The sequence below is a fragment of the Promicromonospora aerolata genome (genome assembly GCF_042682255.1).
Taxonomy (GTDB): Bacteria; Actinomycetota; Actinomycetes; order Actinomycetales; family Cellulomonadaceae; genus Promicromonospora; species Promicromonospora aerolata.
Genome location: NZ_JBHUHF010000001.1, coordinates 5,094,306 through 5,116,963, shown reverse-complemented (window position 1 = coordinate 5,116,963; position 22,658 = coordinate 5,094,306). Strand labels below are relative to the sequence as shown.

At 71.8% G+C, this 22,658-nt stretch carries 20 protein-coding genes; 12 read left to right on the top strand and 8 right to left on the bottom strand.

Annotation, left to right across the window (positions count from 1 at the left end; genetic code table 11):
* The first annotated feature begins 3 nt into the window (after positions 1-3).
* From eboE to ACFSL2_RS22660, 6 genes are all read left to right on the top strand, one after another.
* The gene (eboE, locus tag ACFSL2_RS22685) at positions 4-1,242 is read left to right on the top strand and encodes a metabolite traffic protein EboE (RefSeq protein WP_377200013.1); all 1,239 of its coding nucleotides are present in this window, start codon (positions 4-6) and stop codon (positions 1,240-1,242) included.
* Entirely contained in the window at positions 1,239-2,639 is a 1,401-nt protein-coding gene (locus ACFSL2_RS22680; protein ID WP_377200012.1) for an alkaline phosphatase family protein, read from the top strand. The genes eboE and ACFSL2_RS22680 overlap by 4 nt, the downstream gene beginning before the upstream one ends.
* A 134-nt stretch (positions 2,640-2,773) precedes the next feature.
* Positions 2,774-3,358: a hypothetical protein gene (locus ACFSL2_RS22675; RefSeq protein WP_377200011.1), complete on the top strand. Its 585-nt coding sequence runs from the start codon at positions 2,774-2,776 to the stop codon at positions 3,356-3,358.
* 160 nt (positions 3,359-3,518) lie between these two features.
* A complete protein-coding gene (locus ACFSL2_RS22670; RefSeq protein WP_377200010.1) occupies positions 3,519-4,097 on the top strand; it encodes a PadR family transcriptional regulator in 579 nt (192 codons plus the stop codon).
* On the top strand, positions 4,094-4,831 hold the full coding sequence (locus tag ACFSL2_RS22665) for an ABC transporter ATP-binding protein (protein WP_377200009.1): 738 nt from the start codon (positions 4,094-4,096) through the stop codon (positions 4,829-4,831). The genes ACFSL2_RS22670 and ACFSL2_RS22665 overlap by 4 nt, the downstream gene beginning before the upstream one ends.
* Positions 4,828-7,554 carry an FtsX-like permease family protein gene (locus tag ACFSL2_RS22660; RefSeq protein WP_377200008.1) on the top strand — a complete coding sequence of 909 codons (2,727 nt, stop codon included), beginning with the start codon at positions 4,828-4,830 and terminating at the stop codon, positions 7,552-7,554. The genes ACFSL2_RS22665 and ACFSL2_RS22660 overlap by 4 nt, the downstream gene beginning before the upstream one ends.
* Positions 7,555-7,578: 24 nt before the next feature.
* On the opposite strand, the gene ACFSL2_RS22655 is transcribed toward ACFSL2_RS22660, so the two are convergent.
* Both ACFSL2_RS22655 and ACFSL2_RS22650 read right to left on the bottom strand, forming a co-directional pair.
* Positions 7,579-8,238 (bottom strand): response regulator, encoded by a 660-nt coding sequence (locus tag ACFSL2_RS22655; protein WP_377200007.1) that lies wholly within the window; start codon positions 8,236-8,238, stop codon positions 7,579-7,581.
* Positions 8,235-9,602: a sensor histidine kinase gene (locus ACFSL2_RS22650; RefSeq protein ID WP_377200006.1), complete on the bottom strand. Its 1,368-nt coding sequence runs from the start codon at positions 9,600-9,602 to the stop codon at positions 8,235-8,237. Before ACFSL2_RS22650 ends, ACFSL2_RS22655 begins: the two co-directional genes overlap by 4 nt.
* Before the next feature lie 108 nt (positions 9,603-9,710).
* Between ACFSL2_RS22650 and ACFSL2_RS22645 the strand changes: the two genes are divergently transcribed.
* Positions 9,711-10,520 carry a GAP family protein gene (locus ACFSL2_RS22645; protein WP_377200005.1) on the top strand — a complete coding sequence of 270 codons (810 nt, stop codon included), beginning with the start codon at positions 9,711-9,713 and terminating at the stop codon, positions 10,518-10,520.
* 97 nt (positions 10,521-10,617) lie between these two features.
* On the opposite strand, the gene ACFSL2_RS22640 is transcribed toward ACFSL2_RS22645, so the two are convergent.
* From ACFSL2_RS22640 to ACFSL2_RS22630, 3 genes are all read right to left on the bottom strand, one after another.
* Positions 10,618-11,748, bottom strand: coding sequence for a branched-chain amino acid aminotransferase (locus tag ACFSL2_RS22640; RefSeq protein WP_377200004.1), 1,131 nt, complete (start codon positions 11,746-11,748; stop codon positions 10,618-10,620).
* 157 nt (positions 11,749-11,905) lie between these two features.
* A complete protein-coding gene (locus tag ACFSL2_RS22635; RefSeq protein WP_377200003.1) occupies positions 11,906-12,964 on the bottom strand; it encodes a 3-isopropylmalate dehydrogenase in 1,059 nt (352 codons plus the stop codon).
* A 92-nt stretch (positions 12,965-13,056) separates the two neighbouring features.
* Complete coding sequence (locus ACFSL2_RS22630) at positions 13,057-13,455, bottom strand: VOC family protein (RefSeq protein ID WP_377200002.1); 399 nt, start codon at positions 13,453-13,455, stop codon at positions 13,057-13,059.
* A gap of 264 nt (positions 13,456-13,719) precedes the next feature.
* Between ACFSL2_RS22630 and ACFSL2_RS22625 the strand changes: the two genes are divergently transcribed.
* Entirely contained in the window at positions 13,720-15,609 is a 1,890-nt protein-coding gene (locus ACFSL2_RS22625; protein WP_377200001.1) for an HNH endonuclease signature motif containing protein, read from the top strand.
* 184 nt (positions 15,610-15,793) lie between these two features.
* Here ACFSL2_RS22625 and ACFSL2_RS22620 read toward each other — a convergent pair whose 3' ends face one another.
* On the bottom strand, positions 15,794-16,405 hold the full coding sequence (locus ACFSL2_RS22620) for an ASCH domain-containing protein (RefSeq protein WP_377200000.1): 612 nt from the start codon (positions 16,403-16,405) through the stop codon (positions 15,794-15,796).
* Positions 16,406-16,593: 188 nt separating this feature from the next.
* Between ACFSL2_RS22620 and ACFSL2_RS22615 the strand changes: the two genes are divergently transcribed.
* The 4 genes from ACFSL2_RS22615 to ACFSL2_RS22600 all read left to right on the top strand — a co-directional run bounded on the left by ACFSL2_RS22615 (position 16,594) and on the right by ACFSL2_RS22600 (position 20,944).
* The gene (locus tag ACFSL2_RS22615; RefSeq protein WP_377199999.1) at positions 16,594-17,859 is read left to right on the top strand and encodes a quaternary amine ABC transporter ATP-binding protein; all 1,266 of its coding nucleotides are present in this window, start codon (positions 16,594-16,596) and stop codon (positions 17,857-17,859) included.
* Complete coding sequence (locus ACFSL2_RS22610) at positions 17,852-18,778, top strand: ABC transporter permease (RefSeq protein ID WP_377199998.1); 927 nt, start codon at positions 17,852-17,854, stop codon at positions 18,776-18,778. Before ACFSL2_RS22615 ends, ACFSL2_RS22610 begins: the two co-directional genes overlap by 8 nt.
* A 69-nt stretch (positions 18,779-18,847) precedes the next feature.
* Entirely contained in the window at positions 18,848-19,756 is a 909-nt protein-coding gene (locus ACFSL2_RS22605) for a glycine betaine ABC transporter substrate-binding protein (protein WP_377199997.1), read from the top strand.
* A 186-nt stretch (positions 19,757-19,942) separates the two neighbouring features.
* The gene (locus tag ACFSL2_RS22600) at positions 19,943-20,944 is read left to right on the top strand and encodes a DMT family transporter (RefSeq protein ID WP_377199996.1); all 1,002 of its coding nucleotides are present in this window, start codon (positions 19,943-19,945) and stop codon (positions 20,942-20,944) included.
* Between the two features lie 86 nt (positions 20,945-21,030).
* Here the strand turns inward: ACFSL2_RS22600 and ilvC are convergent, their stop codons facing one another.
* Both ilvC and ilvN read right to left on the bottom strand, forming a co-directional pair.
* Complete coding sequence (ilvC, locus tag ACFSL2_RS22595) at positions 21,031-22,059, bottom strand: ketol-acid reductoisomerase (protein WP_377199995.1); 1,029 nt, start codon at positions 22,057-22,059, stop codon at positions 21,031-21,033.
* A 65-nt stretch (positions 22,060-22,124) separates the two neighbouring features.
* Entirely contained in the window at positions 22,125-22,649 is a 525-nt protein-coding gene (ilvN, locus tag ACFSL2_RS22590) for an acetolactate synthase small subunit (protein ID WP_377199994.1), read from the bottom strand.
* Positions 22,650-22,658: the final 9 nt, after the last annotated feature.

The following is a 22,658-nucleotide window of genomic DNA, read 5'->3' as shown; positions in this document are numbered from 1 at the left end:
ACGATGCTGCTCTCCTACTGCACCAACGTGCACCCCGCCGAGGACCTCGACGGCGTGATCGACCAGCTCGCCCGGTACTCCGGCCCGGTGCGCGAGGCCGCGGGCCTCGACACGCTCGGCGTGGGGCTGTGGCTGCCCGCCGAGGTGGCGCACCGCCTGGACGCCTCCGCCGAGGACCGCGCGCGGCTGCGGGCGGCGCTCGCCGAGCACCGGCTCCAGGTGCACACGCTGAACGCCTTCCCGTACGGCGGTTTCCACCGCGAGGTGGTCAAGCTCGCCGTGTACTCCCCCACCTGGGCGGAGCGGGCTCGCCTCGACTACGTGCTCGCGTGCGCCCGGGTGCTGGCCGACCTGCTGCCCGACGGCGCGGCCGGGTCGATCTCGACGTTGCCGCTGGCGTGGCGCGCTCCCTGGACCCGTGCGGACGACGACGAGGCGACCAAGGCCTTCGCCACGCTGTCCGCGGAGCTGCGCGAGCTGGAGCAGCGCACCGGCCGCACCGTGCGCATCGCCGTCGAGCCCGAGCCGGGGTGCGTGCTCGACACGGTGGACGACGTCGTCGCGTGGCTCGCCGCGCGCACCGGGCCCGAGTGGCCGGCCGACCGGCGGATCGATCCCGAGTACATCGGCGTCTGCCTGGACACCTGCCACCTGGCCGTCTCGTTCGCCGACCCGGCGGGCGCCGTCCGCCGGATCACGGACGCCGGCCTGCGCGTGGTCAAGGTGCAGGCGTCCGCCGCGCTGGAGGTCGCGGACCTGTCCGCAGCCGGTGCGCGGGACGCCGTCGGCCAGTTCGTCGAGCAGCGCTACCTGCACCAGGTGCGCGAGCTGACGGCGGCGGGCGACGTGCTGGCGTCCGACGACCTGCCCGTGGCGCTCGGGGACGCCGACCGCCGGCCGGGCCTGCCGGGCGAGGGGCCGTGGCGCGTGCACTTCCACGTGCCGCTGCACCACGAGCCCGCGGCGCCGCTCGCCGCGACGACCGAGGTGCTGCGCGACGCCGTCGCCGCGGTCCGGGCCGCACCGCACGGCGCCGAGGCGCACCTCGACGTCGAGACGTACACCTGGTCGGTCCTGCCGGACGGCGTGGACGGCGGCGCGCCGGGCGAGGCGGGCCTGGTCGCCGGCATCGCGGCCGAGCTGCGGTGGGCCCGCAAGCACCTGCTGAACGAGCTGCCGACCGGCCACGAGGGGGCCGGGAACGTACCCGCCGGAGCCACCACGGAAGGAACCGAAGCATGAGACCCGTCCTGCTGCTCGACGTCGTCGGGCTCACCGCCCGCGCCCTCACCCACATGCCGCGCCTCCGGCGGCTTGCCGCGTCAGGCTGGCAGTCCGAGCTCGCCACCGTGCTGCCCGCCGTGACCTGCAGCGTGCAGTCGACGATGCTCACCGGCCTGATGCCGGCGCAGCACGGGATCGTCGGCAACGGGTGGTACTTCCGCGAGCTGGGCGACGTCTACCTCTGGCGCCAGCACAACAAGCTCGTCGCGGGCGAGAAGGTCTGGGAGACCGCTCGCCGCCACGACGCGGCGTACCGGGCCGACAACGTGTGCTGGTGGTATGCGATGGGCATGACCACCGACCTCACGATCACTCCCCGACCGATCTACCACGCCGACGGCCGCAAGTCGCCGGACGGGTACATCCGGCCGGCCACGATGCACGACGACCTGATCGGCCGGTTCGGCGACTTCCCGCTGTTCCAGTACTGGGGTCCGACAGCGTCGATCGCGTCCACCCGGTGGATCGTGAACGTGACCCGGCACCTGCTGCGCACCCGGAAGTCCCAGCTCACGACGGCATACGTGCCGCACCTCGACTACGACCTGCAGCGCTTCGGGCCCAACTCGCCCGAGGCCGACCGGGCAGCGGCCGACCTCGATGCCGCCCTGACGCCCCTGCTGGACGACGCCGCGGCGGCGGGCATCACCGTCGTGGCGGTCTCGGAGTACGGCATCGGGCCCGCGAACCAGCCGGTGGACATCAACCGGCTGCTGCGGCGCGAGGGCTATCTCGAGGTCTACACGCAGGACGGCCGCGAGCAGCTCGACCCGTGGACGTCGCGCGCGTTCGCCGTCGCCGACCACCAGGTGGCGCACGTGTACGTCGACGACCCGTCGGACGTGACCCGGGTGGCGGACCTGCTGCGGGGCGTGCCCGGCGTCGACGAGGTGCTCGACCGCGAGGCGCAGGCGAAGTGCGGCCTGGACCACGAGCGGGCGGGCGAGCTGGTCGTCGTAGCCGAGCCGGGTGCGTGGTTCACGTACTACTACTGGCTCGACGACGACCGCGCGCCCGAGTTCGCACGCGGCGTCGACATCCACCGCAAGCCCGGGTACGACCCCGCCGAGCTGTTCTTCAACCCCGCCGACCCGCTCGCCAAGGCGAAGGCCGGCATGAACCTGGTGCGCAAGAAGCTGGGCCTGCGGTACGCGATGAGCACCACCCCGCTCGACGCGTCGTACGTGCGCGGGACGCACGGCCGGCTGCCCGACTCGTCGGCGGACACGCCGCTCGTGCTGTGCTCGGACGCGGAGGTGCCGTCGTCCGTCGCACGCTGGGTCGACGACGACGCCGGCCAGGTCCCGGCGACCGCCGTCAAGGGCCTGGTGCTGGACCTGCAGGGCGTGGGCTGACCACGGACGACGAGGAGCGGGAGCACGACGGCCGGGCCCGGCGTACGACGCCGGGCCCGGACCGCTCTGCGCCGTGCGGTGCGCGCCGATCCGTGGTGGAGTGGACATAGGGCTCACAACCGGGAGGTACCGCGATGAGTGACCCGAACCGCCCCTATGACGCTGACTACGGGGAGCAGCCGCCGCCGGCCTATCCGCCGCCGGCGCAGACTCCCGGGACGCCGACCCAACCGGTGGGACAGCCGCCCGACGGCGGGGCGGTCCAGCCCGTGACGTCCGGCACCGAGAACCCCCGCCTCGGCCTCGAGGTCGGCCGGTTCTGGGCGGGAGCGCTGGCGACGACCCTCGTGGCCGCGCTCATCGGCCTGGCGGCGCACTTCGTGCTCGAGGAGGTGTTCAACCTCGAGATCCGGGCGCAGGCCGACCTGTTCGGCACCGGCTCCGACCTGATGGCCTGGGTCGTGGCGGGCGCCCTCTTCGCGCTCGGCGCGGCGGCGGTGCTCTACCTCCTCGTCATGAGCACACCACGCCCCCGGTCCTTCTTCGGCTGGGTGGTCGGGCTCGGCACCGTGATCCTGGCCGCCGTGCCGTTCGCGGGCCAGTTCGAGCTCGTGCCCGCCATCCTCGCGGCGATCGTCTGGATCGTCATCGGCTCCGCCGTCTACTCCCTGCTCACGGGAACGCTGAGCCGCACGGTGGTGCGCCGCCCGCCCGGCTGACCGCCTCCCTCCGCCACGCTGTCAGACCCACAGGTCACTCCGATGACCTGTGGGTCTGGCGCGTCTGGCGGCTTTCGCCCTCGTGAGCGTTGACGGTGGGGTAGTTACCGGGTAAGTATGTCCCCGACAGATACTTACTCGGTAACTACTGGAGGCCACCGTGTCCGTCCGTCAGGGCTTCCTGGCCCTGCTCAGCGAACGACCGATGCACGGCTACCAGCTCCGGCAGGAGTTCGAGCGCCGCACCGGCGGCGCCTGGCCCCTCAACATCGGCCAGGCGTACACGACCCTCAACCGGCTGCACCGGGACGGCCTCGTCGAGGCCGTCGCGGGCGAGACCGTCGACGACCCGGCGACACCCCCCACCACCGGCCGCCCCGCCGAGCAGTACCACCTCACGGAGCTCGGTCGGCAGTCGGCCGTCATCTGGTGGGAGTCGCCCGTCGCCCGCGGCAAGGCCGAGCGCGACGAGCTCTCCATCAAGATCGCCCTGGCCGTCACGGCGCCGGGGGTCGACGTCGCCGCCGTCGTGCGGCACCAGCGGTCCGAGACCATGCGCGCCCTCCGCGCGCTCACGCGGGCCAAGCGCCAGGCCGACCCCGAGACCGACCGGGCTCGTTCGCTGGTCCTGGACGCACAGATCTTTGCCGCCGAGGCGGAGGCGCGCTGGCTCGACCATGTCGAGGCGACGGTCGCCGGCGGGCCCCACACGGAACGATCGAAGAGGAGCACACCATGAGCGTCGTCCTGGAGCTGACGAACGTGACCCGCGACTACGGGCGAGGCGCGACGCAGGTGCACGCCCTGGACTGTGTGGACCTCACCGTCCGGGAGGGCGAGCTCGTGGCCGTGATGGGCCCGTCGGGCTCCGGCAAGTCGACCCTGCTCAACGTGGCGGGCGGCCTGGACCCGGTCACGTCGGGCACGGTGCTCGTGGGCGGGCGGGACCTCACCGCGATGGACGCACGGCGTCGGGCGGAGGTGCGGCGGCGCGACGTCGGCTACGTGTTCCAGGACCTGAACCTGATCCCGGCACTGACCGCGCTGGAGAATGTGGCGCTCCCGCTGGAGCTGGACGGCGTCGGTGTCGGCAGGGCACGTGCGCAGGCCACCGACGCGCTGAACGCCGTCGGGCTCGAGTCGGCACGTGACCGGTTTCCGGTAGACCTCTCCGGCGGACAGCAGCAGCGCGTCGCCATCGCGCGCGCCCTGGTGGGACCACGCCGGCTCGTCCTCGCCGACGAGCCCACCGGCGCCCTGGACTCCGTCACCGGCGAGGCCGTGATGCGACTCCTCCGCACCCGGGTCGACGCCGGGGCGGCCGGGCTCCTGGTTACCCACGACGCGCGGTACGCGGCGTGGGCGGACCGCACGGTGCACCTGCGCGACGGCGAGATCGTCGGCACGGATGCCGGCGCCTCGGCCGGCGAACCGATGGGCGAGCCCGCCGACCTCATGGAGACCGACGCATGAGCAGGATCCTGGACCGCCTGCCCGCCCAGTGGCGGCTCGGACTGCGGCTCGCCCGCCGGGAAGCACGGCAGCACGTGGGGCGCACCACCCTGGTGGCCGTGATGGTGGGGCTGCCGGTACTGGCCGGCACCACGGCGCTGACCGCGCTGGAGTCGAGCAAGGACAGCCCCGAGAGCGTGCGCGTCGAGTCCCTGGGGCCCGACCTCCAGGCCTCGCTCGTCTACCGGGGTGTCGGGCAGGTACGCCAGACGTTCGACGCGACGAACGCCACCTGGAGCAGCGGCGTGGAGCCCGAGGAGACGCCGACCCGGGCCGAGCACGAGGCGGAGCTCACCGAGGTGTTGCCACCCGGCGACCGGCTCGTCCCTGTCGAGACCGCCCATGTCGTCCTGCACGGGCCTGAGCTGCACCTCACCAGCCGGATGGCGCAGACCGACCTGACCGACGCAGACGTCCTGGCGGCCTTCAAGCTCCGCGAGGGCGCCGCGCCCGGCCCTGGCGAGATCGCGGTCTCGCGCGGGGTCGCCGAGCAGATCGGCGTCGAGATCGGCGACACCGTCGAGGTCGAGGTGCGAGGCGGCGGCGGCACGGAGGCCCGGCGGGTCTCAGGGCTGCTCGCCCGGCACCTCCCCAAGGATGCGGGTGCGGTGGTGCTCACCGATCCCGCCGACGTGTCGCCGACGCTCCGAGACGTTCCAGGCTGGGGCGAGGTCGGGTGGTTCGTCTCCGGGCCCACGCCGGTGACGTGGGACGACGTGCTGCGGCTCAACGAGCACGGTGCCGCCGTGATCAGCCAGGAGGTGCTGACGAACCTCCCGCCGCAGGAGGCCGAGACTCTCTTCCGTCCCGGCGTCGGCGTGGCCGCGAGCGAGCTCGCACTCGGCGGTGCCGTCACCATCATCGCCCTGCTCGAGGGGATTCTCATCGTCGGCCCCGCCTTCGCCGTCAGCGCCCGACGGCAGGAGCGTTCGCTCGCGGTCGCCGCCGCGCAGGGCGCCTCACCGAGCACGCTCCGCGTGCTGGCCATGGCGCCCGCCGTCGTGATCGGGCTCGGCGCGTCGGTGCTCGCGGCCCTCGCCGGGATCGCCGTGGCCGCCGTCCCCGTGTGGTACTACGAGTTCGCGGCCCTGGTCGTGCCCTGGCCACGGATCGCCGGCATGGTGCTCCTCGGGCTGGTCGTGGCCGTCGCAGCGGCCTGGCTGCCGGCCCGGGCCGCAGCACGGCTCGACATCGTCGCCACGCTCAGCGGGCGACGCCGGACCCGCAAGGTCACGGGCTGGGTCGCCACGTTCGGCATCATGCTCGCCGGCGCCGGCCTGGCCGGCGCCTTCGCGGCCACGGCGAACAACGGCGACGGCACCATCCTCGCCTGGTGCCTCGTCGCCGCCGAGATCGGGCTCGTCATGACGACGGGTGCCATCGTGGCCGGGCTCGCCAGGATCTCCGGAAGGCTCCCGTTGTCCGCCCGCTTCGCGCTGCGCGACGCCGCCAGGCACCGGGCGCGGACGTCACCCGCCATCGCCGCCGTGCTCGTCGCCGTCGCCGGCGCCACGGCGGGACTCATCCACCTGGCCTCCGACGCCCAGTACCGGGAGCGCGTCTACCGGCCGATCTCGACACCCGGTACCACCGTCGTCCACACCACCGGCTCGGCGATTCCGCTCGATACGCAACGCCCGGCGATCGAGGCCACGATCCGGGACACCCTCCCAGAGGTCACCACGATCACCCCGGTCTCCGTGTTCGCGGAGCCGACGGCCGACACCACCGTGATGGTCATGGTCATCGACCCGGACGGCGCCGGCTTCGGCCATGGAACCGACGGGCTCGGGGCGCCGGTGGTCGACGACGGCGACCTCGTGCCGCTGCTCGGGCTGACCGGGGAGACGGCGGATGCCGCTGTCTCGGCCCTCCGTGAGGGGCGTGCGGTCGTCCCGCGCGGCACGACCGCCTCGGACGGCACGGTTCAGCTGGACATCCAGGTCTATACCGCCGACCGGGCCGAGCTGGGCCACACGTCGGAGGACCGTACCGTCCGGGTCCCCGCCACGGAGATCGGCGACGGCCTGGAAGCCGTACCGAACCTTCCGATCTTCCCGCCCACGCTGCTCGGTGAGCTGGGCGGCGAGGAACGGGTCGAACGCCTCGTCGTCGAGACCGGGACGGTCCCGACGCCCGCCCAGGAGGAAACGCTCGCGGACCGGCTCGGCGAGCTCGTGGTGCCACAGGATCCCGGCCCCACCGGGAGCGCACCCGGATCGGCCGGGGACGACGCCGCATTCGTGACGGCCCGCACCGAACGGGGCCAGGACTCCACGTGGCAGACCGTCTCAGCCCTGATCATCGCGGCGATCGCGGCGGTCGTGGCGCTGACCGTCACGTGGCTCGCGGCAGGGCTGGCCGCCGCGGAGGCCCGGCCGGACCTGGCGACGCTGGAAGCGGTCGGCGCCGCACCCCGGACCCGCCGGACGGTCGTCGCGGCGCAGGCGGGAGCGATCGCGGTGGTCGGAACGGTCCTGGGACTCGGCATCGGCGGAGTCCTCGGCGTCGCCCTCGTCCGTCTCCTGCGTTCCTGGGAGATGGCGTCGACCGCCGGCGCCTGGACCGTCGCGGTCCCCTGGCCGTGGCTCGTCGGCCTGGCCGCGGCGCTCCCGGTCCTCGCCATCGCCGCGGCCTGGCTGGCCGCCCGGCCGCGGCCGCTGCTGAGCCGGCGGCTGGCGTGACGGTCTTCAGGTCACGTCTTCAGGTCACGCGAGGCCCGCCTCGCGCGCCGCGATGGCCGCCTGGACGCGGGACGTCACGCCGAGCTTGGCGAGCACCCGCGACACATGGGTCTTCGCGGTGGCCTCGCTGATCGTCAGCTCGGCGGCGAGCTGGGCGTTCGACAGGCCGCAGCCGAGGCCGGCGAGCACATCGCGCTCCCTCGGCGTCAGGTCGGCGGGCAAGGATCGCACCGGGCCGCCCCGGGGGCTGCCGCCGTTCCGTTCCCGCGGCGCCGACAGCTCCGCGATGAGCCGCCGGGTGACCTCCGGCGCGACCACGCCGTCACCCGCCGCGACATGCCGTACGGCGTCCACCAGCGCCGTCGTCTCTGCGGTCTTCAGGAGGAACCCCGCCGCCCCGGCCCGCAGGGCACCGAACACGTACTCGTCCAGGTCGAACGTCGTCAGCACCAGGACCTCGGACAGGCCCTCCTCGACGATCTGCCGGGTAGCGGTCACACCGTCCGTCCCGGGCATCCGGACGTCCATGAGCACGACGTCGGGACGCAGCGCCCGCGCGTTCGCGACCGCGACGGCGCCGTCACCGGCCTCGCCGATCACCTCGATGTCGTCGGCCGTCGCGAGGAGCATGCGCAGACCGGCCCGGATCGCCGCGTGGTCGTCGGCGAGCAGTACGCGGATCATGCGTGGAGCCCCGGGACGGTCCGGTCCGACGGTGCCGGCTCGACCGCCACGCGTTCCGGCAGGGGCAGGACCGCGCGGACCCGCCACCCGGCGCCGTCGGACGGGCCGTCCGGTCCCGCGGCGAACGAGCCGCCGAGCGACTCGACACGTTCGCGCATCGAGACCAGCCCGAGCCCGGTACCGCCGCCGACGTCGGCCTGGTCCGGGGCGTCCCCGGGACGCACCCCGTCGTCGTACACCTCGAGCTTCAGGGTGTCGCCCGCCGCGACGCGAAGCTCCCCGCGAGCGCCACCGTGCTTGAGCACGTTCGTGAGCGCCTCCCGCACGACCCGGTACACCGCGTGGTCCACGGCCGCCGGCAAGTTCGTGTCGCCGGCCAGCACGCCGTCGGCATCGGTCACCGCGAGCTCGAGTCCCGCGAGCCGCATCTGCTCGAGCACGAGGCCCAGCTGAGCGACGCGCGGCGCGGCCAGCAGGTCCGTGCCGCCCGCGCCGGTGGGCGCCCCGCCGTCCGCCTGCGCCTCGCCGGGCGCTGGCCCGCCCTGCCCCGTCTCGGCGGACAGCACGCGGATCATGGCCTGCATGTCCTGCAGGGATGCCAGGCTCTCGGCGCGGATGCTGCGCAGCGCGGCACGGTCGCGTTCCGCCTCCGCGGCACCCGCGAGCGCGGCGCCCGAGGTGATCGTGATCGCGGACAGGTGCGAGGCGACGACGTCGTGCAGGTCGCGGGCGACGGTGGTGCGCTCGGTCCGGACGGCGTCGTGCCTGGCCGCCTCCGCGAGGCGGAGGAGCGCTTGGCTGCGCTCCCGCTCGAGGCGTCCCCGCTCGTACGCCGCTGCGGTCAGCTCCCGGCCCTGTCGCACGTTGGCGCCCCACCACATCGGCATGACCAGGAGCGTGACGATCTGGAGCCCCGAGAGGACAGCAGCGCGGAGGTCGCCGCTCAGCACGCCGATGACGATCATCAGCGCGAGCGTGACCAGGGCGGTGCCGAGGGCGGTGATCCGCCGGGCCACCGGCCGACCGTGCAGGTGGACCGAGTACAGGGACTCCCACACGACCACGAACAGGCCGACGCTCCCGCCGAGCGCGATGTCGGCGCCGAGCGCGACAGCGGCGACCGCGAGCGCCACGAGCGGCCGGGTCCGCCGCCAGACCAGTGCGGTGCAGCCGACGACGGCGGGCACGGCGAACCACCAGGACGGCATGTTCGTCGGTCCGTCCCAGGTGATCCTGACGAGGCCGAGCGCGTCGAGCGCGAGCGCGATGAGGAGCAGGCCGCCGGCTGTGATGACGTCGCCGCGCCGGTTCTCGGCCGTGTAGATCTTCGAGACGGACGCGAACAGGTCGGACGCACGGAGCATGCCCCCATCTCAGCACGGCGGGCCGCGGCCCGGGTCATCCGAAAGATGTACCAGGATTCGGCGGTTCGACGGATGTCCCCTGCGGGGTTCTGCACGAGGCTTGGGCGCATGGACTTCCTTTCCGCCGAGCTCACGGGTGCCGCGCTGATCGGCGCTCTGGCCGTGCTCGCGCTCATCGACTCCACGAGCTTCGGGACCCTGCTCATCCCCGTGTGGCTGCTCATGTCGCCCGGGCGCGTGCGCGCGGGGCGGATGCTCGTCTACCTCGGGTCGATCGCCGGGTTCTACGCGCTGATCGGGCTCGCGATCCTGCTCGGTGCCGGCGCGCTGAGCGACACCCTCACCAGCTTGTCCAGCACCCGCCCGTTCCTGATCGCACAGCTCGTGGTCGGCGTGGGGCTGTTCGCGTGGAGCTTCAAGCTGGAGCCCATCGGGGGCCGCAAGCGCACCGAGCCCACGGTGGCAGCGACAACGGCGGGAGCTCCGGCACCGGGAGCCACGGGGGCGGCGGGCGACGCCGCCGCGGAGCACGTCCGGCCAGGACGGCTGAACCGGTGGCGCGAGCGGGTGCTCAGCAGTGAGTCGGGCAGCGGTTCGGCGCTGGTGATGCTGGCGATCGGGGCCGGCCTCGTCGAGGTCGCGTCGATGCTCCCGTATCTCGCCGCGCTCGGCCTGATCGGTACGCAGGGGCCCGCCTGGCCGACGTCGGGCCTCTGGATCGTCGGGTACTGCCTGGTGATGATCGCACCGGCCCTCGTCCTGCTGGCGGCACGGGTGTTCGCGGCGCGGCTCGTGGAGCGTCCGCTCGGGCGGCTGGACAGGTGGCTCACGAAGAACGCCGCGAGCACCACGGCGTGGGTCGTCGGGATCGTGGGGTTCCTCGTCGCCCGCGACGCGATCGGCCGGCTCTGGACCTGACGTCTCCTCCCCGGATCGGTCCGCTGAATTCGGTCCGTTGCCCTGAGATCGGTCCGTCGATGGACCGATCTCGGGGCAACGGACCGAATTCAGTGAGTCAGGCCAGGCGGCGCATCCAGCCGTGCCGGTCCTCGGCACGGCCGTACTGGATGCCGGTGAGCTCCTGGCGGATCGCCATCGTGAGCTCGCCCGGCTCGCCACCGTTGATCTCGTGGTCGAACGTCGCCCCGGCGAGCCGGCCCACCGGCGTCACGACCGCGGCCGTACCGCAGGCGAAGAACTCCTTGATCTTCCCGGACTCCAGGCCCGCGGCGACCTCCGCGAGCGGGATCCGACGCTCCACCACGTGGTACCCGCGGTCCTCGGCGAGCTGCAGCACCGAGGTGCGCGTGATGCCCTCCAGGATCGAGCCGAGCTCCGGCGTGTGCAGGGTGCCGTCGTCCATCACGAGGAACACGTTCATGCCGCCGAGCTCTTCGAGGTAGGTGCTGGAGGCCGCGTCCAGGAAGCACACCTGGTCGAAGCCCTCCTTCTGCGCCTCGAGCTGCGGCAGGAGGCTCGCGGCGTAGTTGCCGCCGAACTTCGCGTCGCCGGTGCCTCCGGGCGGGCCCGCCCGGTGGTACTGCTCGGACACATAGATGGACACCGGCTGCACGCCGCCCGCGAAGTACGGGCCGACCGGCGAGGCGATCACCAGGTACTCGACCTCGAGCGCCGGACGCACCCCGAGGAACGCCTCCGACGCGAACATGAAGGGCCGCAGATAGAGGGACGAGTCCTCGCCGTCGGGCACCCAGTCGATGTCGGTACGGACGAGGGCGGCGAGCGACCCGATGAAGTCGTCCACGCTGAGCGCGGGGAGCGCCAGGCGGTGCGCGGAACGCGCGAACCGCGCGGCGTTCTGGTCCGGCCGGAACGTCCAGACCGAGCCGTCGGCGTGCTTGTAGGCCTTGAGGCCCTCGAAGATCTCCTGCGCGTAGTGCAGCACTGCCGTCGCGGGGTCGAGCTGCAGCGGACCGTACTTCTCGATCCGCCGGTCCTTCCAGCCGTCCGCACTGGTCCAGGAGACCCGGGCCATATGGTCCGTGAACACCGTTCCGAACTTCGGTGCGCTGAGCGCCTCGGCGCGCTCGGCCTCCGGCGTCGGCACGTCGGTGGGCCGCACGTCGAAGAGCGCGACCAGGTCTTCGAGCCGGGTCGGGAGGATGGGATCCGTCGTTGCTGTCATGTCGATGCCTTTCACCGGAATGCTGTTGTCAGTCTTCCACGCCCGGCAAGGCAGGAGGAGCATTCCGTGCCGGGCGCCTGCCCCGGACGGCCTTCGACATACGACGGCGGCGCCCGAGTTCGGTCTGCGTGACCCGGGCTCGCCGTGGTGCGACGGGCTACTCGGTCACGCGGGCCGCAATATCGCGGCCTACCTGGTCGGTCGTGCGTACAGCGTCGCCGCGTTCCGCGAGGTCCGCCGCGACGGCGCCCTGAACCTTCGCGGACTCGTCAGCGAAGCCCAGGTGGTCCAGCAGGAGGGCGACCGAGAGGATCGTCGCCGTCGGGTCGGCCTTGCCCTGGCCCGCGATGTCGGGGGCCGAGCCATGCACCGGCTCGAACATCGACGGCGCGGTGCGGTCCGGGTTGATGTTGGCCGACGCCGCCAGCCCGATGCCGCCGCTGATCGCAGCGGCCTGGTCGGTGAGGATGTCACCGAAGAGGTTGTCCGTCACGATCACGTCGAACCGGCTCGGGTCGGTCGTGAGGTAGATGGTCGCGGCGTCCACGTGCGCGTAGTCGGTGGTGACGTCGGGGAACTCGGCGTTCACCTGCTCGACGGTACGGCGCCACAGGTGGCCGGCGTGGACCAGCACGTTGTGCTTGTGCACCAGCGTCAGGTGCTTGCGCTTGCGCGCGTTGGCCCGGGTGAAGGCGTCCCGGACCACGCGCTCGACGCCGAACGCGGTGTTGACGCTCACCTCGGTGGCGATCTCGTGCGGCGTGCCCACCCGCAGTGCACCACCGTTGCCGACGTACGGCCCCTCGGTGCCCTCGCGGACGACGACGAAGTCGATCTCGCCCGGGTTCGCCAGCGGGCTGGACACTCCCTCGAACAGTTTGGTCGGACGCAGGTTCACGTAGTGGTCGAGCGCGAAGCGCAGCTTGAGCAGCAGGCCGCGCTCCAGCACGCCGCTCGGGACCGACGGGTCGCCGATCGCGCCGAGCAGGATCGCGTCCTGCGCCTTGATCTTCTCGAGGTCCTCGTCGGTGAGGGTCTCGCCCGTGGCGTGCCAGCGGCGCGCGCCCAGGTCGAACTCGGTGGTGGAGAGCTTGGTGCCCGACGGCGCCAGCGCCGCCTCGAGCACGGTGAGCCCCTGCTCGACGACCTCGGTACCGATGCCGTCACCTGCGACCACTGCGAGGTCGATACCCTCTGTCCTGCCCACCTGTGCCATGTCCGGAGCCTACGCGTGCGACCAGGCGTCTGAGACGCGGGTCTCACCCAATGGACGCATCGATCGGCTCTATCGGTGGGTTCGACGGGCGGCTACTGCTCCCGGGCCGAGAGCACGCAGAACTCGTTACCGTCCGGGTCCGTCAGCACGGTCCAGGTCGCGTCGTCCGGCTGCCCGACGTCGATCACGGTCGCCCCCAGCTCGACGAGCCGGGCGATCTCGGCGTCCCGGTCGTCGCTCGTGTGCGGCGCGAAGTCCCAGTGCAGCCGGTTCTTGCCGACCTTCTGATGCTCCACCGGGACGAACACCATGCCCGGTGGGACCTGGTGGAAGTCCAGCTTCTCCGAGAGCTCGAGCGCCCAGGGCGGCACCAGCACGGACTCCTCGTCCGTCTCGAATCTGACGTCCCAGCCCAGCGCCTCGGCCCACCAGCGGGCGAGCTTCTTGTGGTCGGTGGACTCCACCACGGTCGAGTACCAGCGCAGCGTCATCGCCTTCACCTCATGTCGGGACCTGCGGCGCGCCTCCCGCGCCGCTGCGCCCACCGTAGGAGGCGACACTGACACGCGGACGGGAGAAGTCGGGTGGGTGCGTCTTGAGCATGGGGGTCCGTGGCACGCAGGGCGCGGCCTGCACGTCTTCTTCTACGGATGGCAGAAGCCCCGGTCCGTGTCAGTGGTGCCAGCTATGATCGAACAAATATCCGCAGTGATGGTCCTATTGACAGGTTCTTGACCAAAAGGGGTGAAGTCGGCATGGGCGCTGGGCAGCACTACGCGGGCATGGGCAGCGTGCTCCTGGACGACCCGGCCGGGGACGACTGGGTCCTGGGTGAGCTCGCCGTGCGGGACGGGACGGAAGTGCGCGTGGTGCCGCACGACGAGGTCCCCGCCTGGGTCCTGAACGCCCCGCCCGGCCCTTGGTCGGACGCCGCTCCAGACGGCCTGCTGGACAACGCACCGGACGATGCACCGGACCGGCCGCCGCAGGGCGTGCCGGTGGCCCTGTGGCCGGTCGGGCTGCTGCAGCAGGCGCTGTCGGGCGCACCTGGCGACCGTCTGGCGCGGGTGGTGGCCGAGGTCTCCGCGACGGAGGCCGACCGGCTCGCCGACCTGTCCGACGACGCGCTCGGCGACCTGGTGAGCGCATGCGGGCGGCTGCAGGCCTGGGCGGCCGGTGTGCAGGCCCGAGCCGTAGCACACCGCGCCGCGCGCGAGACCCACCCGCTGGCGCACGGCTCCCTGGTCGGGCAGGTCACCACCGAGCTGGTGGTGACCGAACCGGAGGCGACCGAGGTCGTGGTCCGTGGCGAGTCCGGCGCCCGGCACCCCACCGTGATCGCGGCTCTGGAGGCGGGGCGGATCGACGTCCGTAAGGCACAGACCCTGCTGCGTAGCGCCGCCCAGCTGACCGTGGCCGAGCGCGCCGAGGCGATCGCCCGGTTCCTTCCCCGTGCGCCGCGCCGCACGTGGCGGTGGCTCCAGGCCCGGATGCTCGAGTTCGCCAAGGCCCGCCACGGTGCGGCGGAGACCGCCAGGACGGCGGCCCAGGGGCGCTGCGTGCAGCTCGACCGGGCGGAGAACGACATGGGCTGGCTGTCGGCCTACCTGCCCGCTGTCGACGCGGCAGCGGTCTGGGGCGTCGTGGACGACATGGCCCACCAGCTGCGACACGTCACGGGCGAGGAACGCACGCTGGGACAGCTCCGCGCCGACTCCCTGACCGGCATCATCACCGGCCGTCTCCTGCCCGCCGACCGTTACACGGACACGAGCACGAGCACGGACACGGACACGGACACGGACACGGACACGGACACGAGCACGAGCACGAGCACCGACCCTGGGCTCGGAGCCGGCGACGACGCTCACCCGGAGGGTCTGGACGTCCCGGGTACCGGCGACGCCGACCCCGCGGACCAGCCGGTGTGCACGTGTGGTGGACGGGCGCCTGTAGTGGAGCAGGTCGTCCAGGAAGTGGTGCAGCCGGTACGGGTCACGCCGACCCGCCCCGTGGTCCGGGTCACCGTCCCGGCCAGCGCACTGCTCGGCCTGGACGACGCGCCCGGCGAGCTGCGCGGCTTCGGACCGATCCCCGCGGACGTCGCCCGGGTCATCGCCACCGATGCGACCTGGCAGCGGCTGCTCACCGACCCGAGCACCGGGGTCCTGACCGACTACTCCACCACCACCTACCGACCGGGCAAGGTGTTGAGCGCCGCCGTGCAGGCCCGCGACGAGACCTGCACGTTCCTCTTCGGGTGCGACAGTCCTGCCGCATGGGACGACCTGGACCACATCGTCCCGTTCGACCATGACCTCGACCCGGCGACCTCGCCACCCGGTACTCCAGGGCAGACCCGGGCCGCCAATCTCCAACCCCTGTGCCGCAAGCACCACCTCCTGAAGACTCATGCGGGCTGGGGCGTCGTTCGTGATCCCGACACCGGGATCACGACCTGGACCACGCCCACCGGACGTCAGCACGAACGTCCGCCGACCGTGCTGGATCCCCACGCCGTGCTCGAGGACGTCGATCCGGACACCAGCGGCGACCTCACCCTCCGTGCGCTCACCGGCCAACGCCTGCCCCGCAGCTACGCCACCACCGAACCGGGAGCCCTACCCACCGACCCACCCTTCTGACCAGCACCGCAACCACCACATTCAGACGGTCCAGGTAGTGTCCGCGATCGACTCAGCACCGTCCGCGAGGCACATCACCACCCCGGCGAGACGATGCGTCTACCGCGGCGTGGTCGGCTTCGCCGGATTGGTCCTCCCGCCGGCGTGAGCCGGGCGGAGCCACAGCAGGACGCAGCCCGGCCGGTCAGAGCCTCGGGTAGAGCAGCTCGAACCGCTCGCACACCACCGGCATGTCGGGCGCGAACTCCCGGCCCTCCGGAAGGTTCCGGCGGAAGTAGGACTCGTGCCCGGCGCGCCAGGACTCGAGCGTGCGGTCGTCCTCGCCCTCCGCCGCGGCGAAGTCCTCGTCGACCTCCTCGAACGTGGTGGTCTCGACGCTCGTGGTGCGGATCAGGGCGCGCGGGTGGTTGCCGCCGTCCAGGAGGATCGACAGCTCGCCGACCACGGGCAGCGGGGCCCCCTCGTCGTCGTAGTCCCACAGCGCCGACGACGTCGCCGTCTTGTCCCCCGCGAGGACCGCGTCGAGGAGCCGCTCGGCGAGCTCCGGCTCGTCACCGAACGACCACGCCTGCGGCGGCACGGTCTCGCCGACGGTCTGACCCACCACGATGCTCGCCTTCGCCATGCCCGCGTACTGCCGGGTGGCCGCCCAGAAGTCGAGCACCTCGGCAGCGACCTCCGCGTCCTCGACCGGGACCGCTTCGGGCTGGAACGTCGCGGGGTCGAAGGGCTCGGCCCGGGACTCGTCGGTCGGCTCGTTGTCGTCCGCGGCCTGCGGGTTCACGTCGTGGTTCACGGGGACATCCTGCCCTACCGGCCATCGCCCGACGAGGCCTCGGGCCGCATTACAAACCCTGAACGATCCGATAACGAACCCTTACCGAGTTTGCATGTGCGTGACCGACCGTGGTCTGGTGATCGACGGCCCATGTCGCACCCCCGTGCCGGGCCCACATCATTTTCCTGCCAAGGCAAGGAGGCTCTGTGCCAGCCATCGAGGCACATCATCTGTACAAGGTGTTCGGCCGTAAGGCTAATGAGGGCGTCAAACGCCTCAAGGCCGGTGCCGACGCCGACGAACTGAAGAAGTCGGGACTCACACCCGCGGTCATCGACGCGTCGTTCACCGTGGAAGAGGGCGAGATCTTCGTCGTCATGGGCCTGTCCGGGTCCGGCAAGTCGACGTTGATCCGCATGATCAACGGGCTCCACCCGCCGACCGCCGGCCACGTGGAGCTCCACGGCGAGAACATCACCGCCGCGACCGGCAAAGATCTGCGCCGGCTGCGCCGCGAGCGCATCAGCATGGTGTTCCAGCACTTCGCGCTGTTCCCGCACCGCTCGGTCATCGACAACGCCGCCTACGGCCTCGAGACCCAGGGCGTCGGCAAGGAGGAACGGCGCAGGCGCGCTCACGAGGCGCTGGAGCTGTGCGGCCTGACCGGCTGGGACGAGCACCTGCCCAGCGAGCTGTCCGGCGGCATGCAGCAGCGCGTGGGCCTGGCCCGCGCGCTCGCCGCCGACACCGACATCCTGCTGATGGACGAGGCGTTCAGCGCCCTCGACCCGCTGATCCGGCGCGACATGCAGGACCAGCTGATCGAGCTGCAGCAGAAGCTCGGCAAGACGATCCTGTTCATCACCCATGACCTCAACGAGGCCATGCGCATCGGCGACCGCATCGCCATGATGCGCAACGGGCGGATCGTCCAGGTCGGCACGGCGGAGGAGATCCTCACCGACCCCGCCAACGACTACGTCGCCCAGTTCGTCGCCGACGTCGACCGCACCCGCGTCCTGACGGCGTCGTCCGTCATGGAGCCGCCGGCCGCGGTCCTCGGCGCCGAGCAGGGGCCGCGCGCCGCGCACAAGCTGATGCGGGAGCACCAGCTGCCGGCGATGTTCGTCACCGCGCGGGACCGCACGCTGCAGGGCTACGTCACCGAGAACGAGGTCAGCATGCGCCTCGAGCAGAAGAACCTCGACGGCCTCCTGAAGCCGGTGCCGGACTTCGCCAGCGTCTCCCCCGACACCTCGCTCGCCGACCTGTTCGGCCCGGCGGCCGAGACCCCGGCCATCGCCGTGGTGGACGACAACGGCAAGCTCCGCGGCGTCATCCCGCGCATCACGCTGCTCTCGGCCCTCGCCACCCAGACCGACGCCGAGATGGCCGCTGCCCTGAGCGCCCCGGCACCCGATACCGGTCCGGCACCCGATACCGACGAGACGAAGGAGGCCGTCCGTGGCTGAGAGCGCCGTTCCCCAGACGATCGTTCCGCCCCTGCCGATCGGCGACCTGCTCGAGTCGGGCTTCGAGTGGTTCAAGGAGACGTTCGACGCGTTCTTCGACTCCGTCGGTGACCTCGTCGACGGTGCCATCGACGGGATCGCCGGCCTCCTCCTGCTCCCGGACCCGCTGCTGCTCGTGGGCCTCTTCGCGCTGCTCGCGTGGCTCATGCGCAACTGGAAGCTCGGGGTCGGGACCCTGGTCGGCATGGTCGTGATCATCGGGATGGGCATGTGGGAACCCGCCATGGAGACCCTGGCCCTCGTGATCGTGGCGACGCTGCTCGCTCTGGTGATCGGCATCCCGCTGGGCATCCTGGCGGCGCGCTCGGCGGTGGTCAGCCGCATCACCAAGCCCGTCATGGACTTCATGCAGACCATGCCCGCCTTCGTGTGGCTGCTGCCGGTGGTCATGCTGTTCAGCATCGGGGTGGCCGGTGCGCTGGTCGCCACGGTGATCTTCGCGCTGCCCCCGGCCGTCCGGCTCACCGAGCTGGGCATCCGCCAGGTCGACGGCGAAGTGGTCGAAGCGGGCCAGGCGTTCGGCGCCGGTCCGCGCCAGATCCTCAAGGACATCCAGCTGCCCCTGGCCCTGCCGACCGTGATGGCCGGCGTCAACCAGGTGATCATGCTCGCGCTGTCGATGGCCGTGATCGCCGGCCTGGTCGGCGGCGGCGGACTCGGCGACGAGGTGGTCGGCGCCATCTCGACGCTCGACCTCGCGCGCGGGTTCGACGCCGGTGTCTCCGTGGTGATCCTGGCGATCTTCCTCGACCGGCTCACGGCCTCCATCGGGTCCCGCCGTCCCGGGCACGGCCGGCTCCGCGAGCTGCGCGGCCGATTCACCCGCACGCCGGCCAAGACGCCGGCGCGCGTGGCCTGACCCACGCTCGTACCCAGACCAACGACTCCCATACATCACGAATACTGCATACGAAACGGAAGGACACCGATGATCGGCACGACCGGCAAGCGGATCGGAGCTGCGACCGCGGCTCTCACCCTGACCCTCAGCATCACGGCATGCGCCTCAGAAGACGGGGCGAGCGGTGGCAGCGAGAGCGAGACCGACAAGACGATCACGCTGGGGATCATCCCCTCGTGGACGGACGGCCTCAGCACCGCCCACCTGTGGAAGAACATCCTCGAGGAGGACGGCTACACGGTCGAGATCGAGGAGATCAACGACGCCGCGCCGCTGTACACGGGACTCGCCGAGGGCGACATCGACGTGTACCCGTCCGCATGGCCCGAGGTCACGCACAAGTCCTACATGGACGAGTACGGCGACGACATCGAGGACCTCGGCGCGTACTACGACAACGCCAAGCTGACCATGGCCGTCCCGGAGTACTCGGATCTCCAGTCCATCGAGGACCTCGTCGGTAAGTCGGGCGACTACGACGGCAAGATCATCGGCATCGAGGCGGGCGCCGGCCTCACCAAGGCCGTCCAGGAACAGGTCATCCCGCAGTACGGTCTGGACAAGGACGGCTGGGAGCTCCAGACCTCCTCGACCCAGGCGATGCTGAGCGTCCTCGAGGAGTCCGTCGCGAACGAGGAGGACGTCGTCGTCACGCTGTGGCGTCCCTTCTGGGCGAACAACGAGTTCCCCGTCCGCGACCTCGAGGACCCCAAGGGCGCCCTCGGCGAGCCGGAGGGCCTCCACGAGCTCGCGACCAGCGGGTTCAGCGAGGAGTTCCCCGAGGTCGCCGAGATGATGGGCAACGCGAAGATGGACGACGCGCAGTACGGCACCCTGGAGGACCAGGTCGTCAACCAGAACCCGGACGACCCGGCCGCCGGTGTCGAGGCCTGGATCGCGGACAACCAGGACTGGGTCGACGCCCTGAAGGGCTGACGGCCAGTCGTGGTCGGCAGATCGTCAGGTGATCGGCACCCCGGAATACCGATCACCTGACCGAATGCCGACCACATCTGGACCTGCGGCGCCTCATCCCTTCGGGGGTGGGGCGCCGCAGTCGTGTGACGAGGTAGACAGCTCCGCACCGGTGCCTCGGGCAAGCGCCGTTCCTAGACTTGTCAGGTGCCCCCGACCCTCTCGCTCGACGACCCCGTGCCCGCTGCCGACACCGCCCCGCCCGCCGCTCGTCCCGGCGGCCGCGCGGCGGCGGGCGTCGTCCTCGCCGTCGTCGGCGGCGCCGGGATCGCCGTGCAGAGCCGGGTCAACGGCTCCCTGGCGGAGCACGTCGGCAGCGGCTATCTCGCGGCGGTCGTGTCGTTCGGGTCCGGGCTGGTCCTGCTGGCCCTCGCCCTGCTGGTCTCCCGCCGTAGCCGGACCGGTATGCGCCGGATCGCCACGGCGCTGCGCGAAGGAGGCCTGCGCCCGTGGCAGGTTCTCGGTGGCGCCGCGGGCGGGTTCTTCGTCGCGACCCAGGGACTCACCGTCGGGGTGCTGGGGGTCGCGACCTTCATCGTCGCCTTCGTCACCGGCCAGTCGCTCGGGTCGGTCGTCATCGACCGGCTCGGCCTCGGGCCGGGTGGGGTCCGCCTGGTGACGTTCCCGCGCGCCGTCGGCCCCGTGCTGACCGTCGCGGCCGTCGTCATCGCGATGTCGGGTGGCCTCGGGTCGCCGTCGGCCCTGGCACTGGCCGTCCTCCCGCTCCTGGCCGGGATCGGCTCGGCCTGGCAGCAGGCGGTCAACGGGCACGTACGGGCCGCCGCCGGCGACGTGCTCGCCGCGACCCTCGTGAACTTCGTGGTGGGCACCACTGTGCTCGTCGTCGCGCTGGGCATCTCGGTGCTGGCCGAGGGGCTGCCCGACGGCGCCCTCCCCGCCGACCCGCTGCTGTACACGGGCGGGATCATCGGCATCGCGTTCATCGCGCTGTCGGCGGCCATCGTGCACCGGATCGGCGTGCTGCTGCTCAGCCTCGGCATGATCGCCGGGCAGATCGTCACGGCACTGGTGCTCGATGTGGTGACGCCCGGTGCCACGCCGCCAGGGGTCGCGACCTACGTGGGTGCTGCTCTGACGCTCGTCGGCGTGGCCGTGCCCCTCCTCGCGGAGCGCCGCCGCCACGCCTGACACACGACGGCGCCCCGCTCTCCGTGCGGAGAGCGGGGCGCCGTGCGTTGCGAGCGGTACGGTCAGCGACCCTCGCCCCTACCTCGTCAGCGCGACGCGCTTCCCTCGACGTAGTCCGAGTCGGACGGCTTGATCCACGAGAACATCTTGCGCAGCTCGCGCCCGGTGGTCTCGATGGGGTGCTGCTCACCCTTGGCGCGCAGCTCCTTGAACTCGGGGGCGCCCGCGTCCTGGTCCCCGATGAACCGCTCGGCGAAGGCGCCGTTCTGGATGTCGGCCAGCACGGCCTTCATGTTCTCCTTCACGCTCGGGTCGATGACCCGCGGACCGGAGACGTAGTCGCCGTACTCGGCCGTGTCCGAGACGGACCAGCGCTGCTTGGCGATGCCGCCCTCGACCATCAGGTCGACGATCAGCTTGAGCTCGTGCAGCACCTCGAAGTACGCGACCTCCGGCTGGTAGCCGGCCTCGGTCAGCGTCTCGAAGCCGTACTGGACCAGCTGCGACGCGCCACCGCACAGGACGGCCTGCTCGCCGAACAGGTCGGTCTCGGTCTCCTCCGTGAACGTCGTCCTGATACCGCCGGCGCGCAGGCCGCCGATGCCCTTGGCGTACGAGAGGGCGAGGCCCCAGGCGGAGCCGGACGCGTCCTGCTCCACCGCGACGATCACGGGAACGCCGCGGCCGTCGGCGAACTCGCGGCGCACGATGTGGCCCGGACCCTTGGGGGCGACCATGAGCACGTCGTGGCCGGCCTCCGGCTTGATGTAGCCGTAGCGGATGTTGAAGCCGTGCCCGAAGACGAGCGCGGCGCCCTCCTTGAGGTTCGGCGCGATGTCCTCGGCGTACACGTGCCGCTGCACCTGGTCGGGCGCGAGGATGACGACGACGTCGGCATCTCGGACGGCGTCCGGCACGGTGGCGATGGCGAGGCCCTCGTTCTCGGCCTTCGTGCGGGACGTCGAGCCCTCGCGCAGGCCCACGGTCACCTGCACGCCGGAGTCACGCAGGTTCAGGGCGTGCGCGTGGCCCTGGCTGCCGTAGCCGATCACAGCAACCTTCTTCTGCTGGATGATCGACAGATCGGCGTCGTCGTCGTAGAACAGCTCAGCCACGGTTCTTGCTCCTTGAGTTGATATCTCTGATGGAAAGTAAGTCAGTAGGTCACGCGGTCACGCGGTCACGCGGACCGGACGGCGCGCTCGAAGGCGCGGTCCGTGATGGATCGAGCGCCCCGACCGATGGCCAGGGTCCCGGACTTGACGATCTCACGGACGCCGTACGGTTCCAGCGCCGCGAGCAGCGAGTCGAGCTTCGCGGCGGGTCCGGTGGCCTCGATGACCACGGAGTCCGGCACGACGTCGACGACGCGCGCCCGGAACATCTCGACGACTTCCAGCACCCCGGTTCGGGTGGTGGCGTCGGCCCGCACCTTGACGAGCAGCAGCTCGCGGTGCACCGACGACTCGGGTTCGAGCTCGACGATCTTGATCACGTGGATCAGCTTGTTGAGCTGCTTCGTGACCTGTTCCAGGGGGTGCTCCTCGACGTCGACCACCACGGTGATGCGCGAGATCTCCTCGTGCTCCGTGGGGCCCACCGCCAGGGAGTGGATGTTGAACGCGCGACGGGCGAACAGCCCGGCGACGCGCGTGAGCACGCCGGGCTTGTTCTCCACGAGCACGGACAGGGTGTGCCTCGACATGGGATTCAG